7 protein-coding genes and 1 tRNA gene are annotated in these 6,595 nt (G+C 71.3%); 2 read left to right on the top strand and 6 right to left on the bottom strand.

Annotated features, from left to right (window positions below; translation table 11 throughout):
- The 4 genes from ACLZOT_RS24165 to ACLZOT_RS24150 form a co-directional block, all read right to left on the bottom strand.
- Positions 1 to 379 (bottom strand): hypothetical protein (locus ACLZOT_RS24165; protein ID WP_416971129.1); only part of this gene is annotated, 379 nt, incomplete at its 3' end.
- 44 nt (positions 380 to 423) lie between these two features.
- The gene (locus ACLZOT_RS24160) at positions 424 to 2,490 is read right to left on the bottom strand and encodes an MDR family MFS transporter (protein ID WP_416971128.1); all 2,067 of its coding nucleotides are present in this window, start codon (positions 2,488 to 2,490) and stop codon (positions 424 to 426) included.
- 59 nt (positions 2,491 to 2,549) lie between these two features.
- Positions 2,550 to 3,323 (bottom strand): precorrin-6A synthase (deacetylating), encoded by a 774-nt coding sequence (cobF, locus tag ACLZOT_RS24155; RefSeq protein WP_416971127.1) that lies wholly within the window; start codon positions 3,321 to 3,323, stop codon positions 2,550 to 2,552.
- Positions 3,324 to 3,358: 35 nt separating this feature from the next.
- Entirely contained in the window at positions 3,359 to 3,838 is a 480-nt protein-coding gene (locus ACLZOT_RS24150; protein WP_416971126.1) for a DUF309 domain-containing protein, read from the bottom strand.
- Positions 3,839 to 3,922: 84 nt separating this feature from the next.
- On the opposite strand from ACLZOT_RS24150, the gene ACLZOT_RS24145 reads away from it, so the two are divergent.
- Positions 3,923 to 3,996, top strand: a tRNA-Pro gene (locus ACLZOT_RS24145).
- Between the two features lie 114 nt (positions 3,997 to 4,110).
- On the opposite strand, the gene ACLZOT_RS24140 is transcribed toward ACLZOT_RS24145, so the two are convergent.
- A complete protein-coding gene (locus ACLZOT_RS24140; protein ID WP_416971125.1) occupies positions 4,111 to 4,569 on the bottom strand; it encodes a WD40 repeat domain-containing protein in 459 nt (152 codons plus the stop codon).
- A gap of 84 nt (positions 4,570 to 4,653) precedes the next feature.
- Positions 4,654 to 5,091, bottom strand: a complete 438-nt coding sequence (locus tag ACLZOT_RS24135; RefSeq protein ID WP_416971124.1) for a hypothetical protein — start codon at positions 5,089 to 5,091, stop codon at positions 4,654 to 4,656.
- A gap of 389 nt (positions 5,092 to 5,480) precedes the next feature.
- Here ACLZOT_RS24135 and ACLZOT_RS24130 point away from each other — a divergent pair, with 389 nt between their 5' ends.
- A complete protein-coding gene (locus tag ACLZOT_RS24130) occupies positions 5,481 to 6,338 on the top strand; it encodes an NPP1 family protein (protein ID WP_416971123.1) in 858 nt (285 codons plus the stop codon).
- The last annotated feature ends 257 nt before the right edge of the window (positions 6,339 to 6,595 follow it).

Genomic DNA, 6,595 nt, shown 5'->3' with positions numbered 1-6,595 from the left:
CATCCTGCGTGACCGCCGCCCCTACGAGGCCCGGCCACCTCTTCGTCTCGTGGCTTGACTTCAGCATTAGGCAGCGGTGTCGGTGCTCGTGCCAGGGGGCGTGTTCGCGGAGGCCGGCGGCGACGAAGTTCCGCAGGACGGTGAGGTGTTCGAGGTTGTAGGCCCAGATCGTGCCGTGCCGGGTGTCGGCCTCCAGCCACAGGCGTCCCACCCGGCCGCCGACGGCCGCGAAACCGCAGGAACGGCAGACCACCCGCGCCTCGTGGCACGTCCGGCGCTCGCGGCGGGCGAGGCGGTCGCAGCGCGGGCAGTGGACGAGGGCCGAGCCGGAGTGGTGGAACAGCTCCGTGCGGGTGTCGTAGAAGCGGACGGGCGGCATGGGGGGAGTGTAGGGCGCCCGGTGCGTACGGTTCCCGGGCTTTTTCAGCTCGCCCCCGCCGTCACTTCCTTCCGCTCCCGCATCCCGCTGCTCAGGTCCTCCACCAGCAGTCGCTTCGCGATCGCGTCCACCGCCGCGTGCAGCTCGCCGCTCGACGGGCGGCCGAGGTCGCGTTCGACGTGGTCCTTCAGCCAGTCGCTCCAGGCTTCCGAGATGACGTGGGCCTCGCGGGCGCCCGCGTCGGTGTGAGAGAGCAGAGTGCCGGTGCGGGTGAGGTAGCCCTCGTCGACCATGCGGTCGAAGACGGGGAGGAGGACCTCAGGGGGCAGGTGGCGGCGCGCGGCGATGAGGCCGAGGCTCGCGTGGCCGACCATGCGGGTGTGGAGTTCGACCTGCATGACGGCCCAGGCGCCGGCGATGTCGAGGCGGGTGTCGGAGTCCTCGACGATACGGCGGGTGGTTTCGAGGTCGGTGCTGCCGATGATCTTGGCGACCGACGTCTCCAGGACCCGCCGGGAGTCCGCTCCGCTGGGGGAGGCGAAGCCCTCGCCGAGGTCGGTGGAGCCGGCGCGGGCGCTGTCGCGCAGGGGGACCTGTTTGAGGAGCAGGGCGACCAGGAAGCCGAGCGCCGCGACCGGGACCGTCCACAGGAACACCGTCTGGATGGTGTCGGCGTACGCGTCGATGATCGGCCCGGCGGCCCGCGCGGGCAGCTGGTGGACGCCGTCGGGGCTGGTCGCGGCCTTCGTGAGGGTCGCCGCGTCCGCCGTACCCGTCGCCGCCGCCTCCTGGACGCCGTCGCGGAGGTTGGGGGTCAGCGCGTTCGTGTAGATCGTGCCGAAGACGGCTGTGCCGAAGGAGCTGCCCAGGGTGCGGAAGAAGGTGACGCCGGAGGTCGCGGTGCCGAGGTCGGCGTACTCGACCGTGTTCTGCACGGCGATCGTCAGGACCTGCATGCACAGGCCGATCCCGAAGCCGAGGACGAACATGTACAGCGACTCCAGCCAGGCGCCCGTCCCCGGCCCCATCCGCGACATCAGGAACAGGCCGAGGCCCATCACCAGCGAGCCGGCGATCGGGAACATCCGGTACTTCCCGGTCTGGCTGATCACGTTGCCGCTGCCGATGGACGCGATGAGCAGGCCGATCACCATCGGCAACGTCCGTACCCCGGAGACGGTCGCCGAATCGCCGTCCACGTACTGGAGATAGCTCGGCAGGTACGTCATCGCGCCGAGCATCGCGAACCCGACGATGAAGCTCAGCACCGAGCACACCGTGAACACCGGGTTCCCGAACAGCCGCATCGGCAGCATCGGCTCCGCCGCCCGCGTCTCCGTCCAGCAGAACAGGCCGAGCGCGATCACGCCGCCCACGAACAGGCCGACGATCACCCCGGAGCCCCACGCGTACTCGTTGCCGCCCCAGCTCGTCGCCAGGATCAGGGCGCTCGCGCCGAGCGCGACCCACGCGATGCCGAGGTAGTCGACGACCGGGCGGGACGCCGACTTGACCACCGGGATCGTGCGCGCGGCGGCGATGACGACGACGACCGCGATCGGGACGTTGACGTAGAACGCCCACCGCCACGACAGGTGGTCCGTGAACAGGCCGCCGAGCAGCGGGCCGATCACCGTCGCCACGCCGAACACCGCGCCGATCGCGCCCTGGTACTTGCCGCGCTCGCGCAGCGGGATGACGTCCGCGATCAGCGCCATCGCCGTCACCATCAGCCCGCCCGCGCCGACGCCCTGCACCGCCCGCCACGCGATCAGCAGCGGCATGTTCGTCGCCAGACCGCACAGGAACGAGCCCGTGATGAACACGATCGCCGAGACCTGGAAGACCACCTTGCGGCCGAACAGGTCACCGAACTTGCCGACCAGGACCGTCGCGACGGTCTCCGCGAGGAGGTACGACGTCACCACCCACGACATGTGGGAGGCGCCGCCGAGATCCGACACGATCGTCGGCAGGGCCGTCCCGACGATCGTCTGGTCCAGGGCCGCGAGCAGCATGCCCAGCACGATCGTCACGAAGACGACGTTGCGGCGGCGGGGGTCCAGTACGGGGGGCTGCGCGGCCGGTGGGGAATCCTGGGTGACGGTCACGGGGACACGATCGCGCCGGGGGGACGGGGACGCACGCGGGGAGGGCCGGGTGGGGGAGGTCAGTCCTCCTTCGGCCTGCGCCGCAGCAGGTACGTGTCCATGATCCAGCCCTTGCGCTCCCGAGCCTCGGACCGCAGCTCCTCGATCCGGGGCGCCGTCTCCGCGATCGGGCCGGACACGAGGATCTCGTCCGGGGTGCCGATGTATGCGCCCCAGTAGATGTGTACGTCCTCCTCCGCGAGCCCCCGGAACGCCTGGCGTGCGTCCAGCATCACCACCACGTCGTCCACCCCCTCCGGGAACCCCTCCGCGAGCCGCCGCCCGGTGGTGATCTGCACCGGCCTCGCCACCCGGTTCAGCCCCGTACGGTGCCGCGCGACCAGCGCGGAGACACTGCTGACGCCCGGGACGACGTCGTACCCGAACTCGACCCGCCCGCGCGCGAGGACCTCGTCGAGGATCCCGATCGTGCTGTCGTACAGCGCGGGGTCGCCCCAGACCAGGAACGCGCCCGTCTCCGCCTCGCCCAGCTCGTCCGTGATCAGCCGCTCGTAGATGTCCGCGCGGGCGCTGCGCCAGTCGTCCACGGCGGGGGAGTACGCGGCGCCGCCCGCCGTACGGTCCCGCTCCGGGTCGCGGGCCTCGACGACCCGGTACGTCCCCTCCGGCACATGCGTCCGCAGCATCTCCCGGCGCAGGTCCGTGAGGTCGCTCTTCGCCTCGCCCTTGTCCAGGACGAAGAACACGTCCGCCTCCCGCATCGACCTGACCGCCTGGAGGGTCAGGTGTTCCGGGTCGCCCGCGCCGATACCGATGACATGAATCCTTCGCACGCCTCCGAGTGTGCCGTACGGCACTGACAGCCCGGTCAGCGCAGGCGCGGTGCTCGCCTCGCCGGGTCCACGGGGCGTTCGTCGAGCGCCACCTCGTCCGCCAGGGCCCGCGCCCAGCCGGTCACGCCGGGGAGGTCCATGCCGTACGCCGGCCCCGTCCACCGCGCGATCTCGTCCGCGCCGCGCCGCAGCAGCCGTACGCCGCCCGTCGGGTTGCCCCGGGCCGCGTGGGTCAGGCCCACGGCGAGCTGCGCGAGGGCCCGCCACAGGGGGCGTTCCTCCTCGGGGCCGGTCTTCCAGGCGTCCTCGAAGACCTCGTGCGCGTGGAAGGGTCTGCCGGAGTCCAGCAGCGCCTGCGCCTCCGTCACGGTCCGCTCCGGGCTCCGGACGATCCCCTCCGGCTGCCTCGGCACACCCGGTTCGCCGTACGGCAGGGGGCGGCCCAGCCCGTCCCTCGGCCGCGCGCTCCGCGCCCGCCCCGCATCGTCCCTGTCCCGGCCCCGCGCCTGCGTCATACCCCGATTGTCCCGCCTTCGGGGCGGTGCCGTGGGTGGGGTAGAGTTCTGTTCGCGCGATCACACATCTGTGGGGCAGCGCATCGGGACGTGGCGCAGCTTGGTAGCGCACTTGACTGGGGGTCAAGGGGTCGCAGGTTCAAATCCTGTCGTCCCGACTGGAGAAGTCGCAGGTCGGAGGCCGTGTCAGAGAGATCTGACACGGCCTCCGATGTGTTTTTGGGGACCAGTTGGGGACCAGGGGATACGGAGTCCTTCCCGAACGCGTGAGGTCAGTCGCACAACCGTCGGTACGGTGCGTCGGGCACGTACGTCTGCCACTGGGCGCGGGTCAGGCCGGTACCCGCGCGGGCGCAGAGTTCGGTGACGGCCCGGTCGGGGTCGATGACGTACCGCTGGAGCGGGACGTGCGGGCTGCCCGCGTACAGGGTCGTGCCGTCGGGGCTGAAGGCGAGGGCGGTGACGGCCTCCGGGGTGTCGCCGAGCGGGGCGGGGAAGGTGTTGCGCGGCCCGCCGACGCGACGGCGCAGTTCTCCGTCCCACAGGGTGACCCGGCCCGCCAGGTCGTCCGTGGCGAGCAAGGAGCCGGCGGCGTCGAAGGCGAGGCTGCCGACGTGGTCGCCCTGGACGAGGTCGCGGCGGGTGAGCCGTCCCGACGGCAGGCGCGCGGCCTGCCCGTCCCCGACGAGCAGCCCGCCGTCCGGGTCTGCGGCCAGGTGACCGCCGGCCATTCCGCGGAGCACCGTCGTCCGGCGGTGACGGTCGGTGTCCCACACCTCGCCCCACGCCCTGTCGGCGCAGGTCCCACAGGGTGGTCAGAGACCGGGCCGGGGCGTTCGCGCCGGGTGCGGAGACGCCGTACGCGAACGTGCCGCCGTCGGGGCTGAACCGTACGTCGTCCACGGGCCTGTCCTGCCACGCGGAGGTGAGGGCGCCCGCGACATCGAGGGTGTGGACGGTGCCGCCTTCGATGTAGCGCGGGACGGGACGGTCCGGGTCCCAGGCCGGGCCGCCGGACAGGTGCTGGTTGTCGAGGGAGCGGCGGAAGACGGGGTCTCGGGGTCCGAGAGCCGCCATACGCGCAGTTCCTGGCCGTCGGCCGTGGCGAGGAAGGCTCCGTCCCTGCTGAAGGAGGTCCACGCGATGTCCTCGTCGAGGATCTGGGCGACCTCGTCGCCGGACCGGACGTCCCAGACGCGGGTCATGCCGGGGGTGACGGCCGCGAACCGGGTGCCGCTGCCCGCGTCGGCCACCAGCGACAGCGTCGTACCGGGCGCACAGGCGTCGATGTTGTCGGGCCGCCGGCCGCCCTGCGCAGCTCGCGCAACTCGTGCGCGAGGCGCTGGACGGGACCGGCCTGAGGGTCCAGCGGCCGTTCGGGACGTCCCACGGCCCACCAACTTCCGGTGCGGCGGACAAGACGAGGTTCAGGGACGATCAACGTACGTTTCCTGACGATCCCGCGTAGACCGGCCCGAAGTGTGAGGTCCGTGACGCCCGCGCCCATACGTTCCGGGCGACCGCGCGCCGTGAGATTGATACTCCTGATGAGGAGACGTGCCTATCAACTCTCCGGTTGCCAGTCTCGGCCTCACCTCGCCGCATTCCGGCGTGGGCCCCGAACATCAACCGGAGAGACCGCATGCCCCAGACACCCAAGAACAAGGCGAAGTCCCGGCTCGGCGAGATCGCGGTCGTGGCGGGCGGCGTCGCCGCCCTGACCATCGGCTTGGCCACGAGTGCCTCCGCCCAGATCCTCCAGCCGCTGAACGCCCGGTCCTCCGCCTTCCAGGCCAAGTACCAGCCGCACTTCGACTACACGCAGAACAGCTGCTACCCGGCCGCCGCCGTCGACATCAACGGCACCCGCAACGGCGGTCTCAACACGACCGGCACCACCGCCGGCGGCTGCCACACCGACCATCTCGGTCAGGCGAACACCTACGTCCGGTCCGCGTGCGACGCCAACTGGTGCGCGTACATGTACACGCTGTACTTCGAGAAGGACCAGGGCACCGGCGGGCTCACCGGTCACCGCCACGACTGGGAGAAGGTCGTGGTGTGGCAGAAGCGCGGTGCCGAGACACCGTCGTACGTCTCCGTCTCCCAGCACAGCGGCTTCAAGACGATGGCGTTCAGCCAGACCCAGCACGACGGCAACCACGTCAAGGTCATCTACCGCCTGGACGGCGCGACGACCCACGACTTCACGTTCGCCGGCGCCGGGTACGTCCCGCGGGCGTGGGGCAACAAGCAGTGGGACGCGCCCGACCTGGTCGCCATCGACAAGATGAAGAGTGCCTACCCCAAGGCGTTCAACGCGCTGTGGAACTTCGACTGGTCCGGTCCCGACGCGGGCGCGGGCGCCACCGGCGCCAACTTCTCCCTCCAGGACTTCGGCAACCACTTCAGGAGCGGTCTGAGCACGGCCCAGAAGAGCGTGAACGACGCGTTCACGAACGACCCCATCCCCACCTTCACCCCGAACACCTCGTTCTGAGGCGTACGTGTGCGTGGACCGGGGTGGCATCTCCCGGTCCACGCACACGCGTACCCGGATCCTCGGTCATGTGCCGGGTAAGTGGCATTCACCAGCGCGTGAGGCAGGCCCACGCCCAGGGACGTGCAGCACCCGCGCCACACACCTGACGGCAGGGCGGGGCCGCGGCGTTGGGGACCAGCCGGGGGGGCGGTGAGGGTGGTGCCCTTCCTGGGCGGAGCGCTTCGCGCGCTCGGGCACACGCTCTGCCCGCGCCG

The organism is Streptomyces sp. 4F14, from assembly GCF_048159485.1.
In the GTDB taxonomy this organism is placed as follows: Bacteria; Actinomycetota; Actinomycetes; order Streptomycetales; family Streptomycetaceae; genus Streptomyces.
Note: the sequence above shows the minus strand (reverse complement) of the source record. Positions and strands in the feature narration are given on the sequence as shown.

Excerpts from the sequence above, each read along its gene's own strand:
- ACLZOT_RS24150 (WP_416971126.1), bottom strand. The coding sequence starts at position 3,838 with ATGACGCAGGCGCGGGGCCGGGACAGGGACGATGCGGGGCGGGCGCGG.
- ACLZOT_RS24140 (WP_416971125.1), bottom strand. The coding sequence starts at position 4,569 with ATGGCCGGCGGTCACCTGGCCGCAGACCCGGACGGCGGGCTGCTCGTC.
- ACLZOT_RS24130 (WP_416971123.1), top strand. The coding sequence starts at position 5,481 with ATGCCCCAGACACCCAAGAACAAGGCGAAGTCCCGGCTCGGCGAGATC.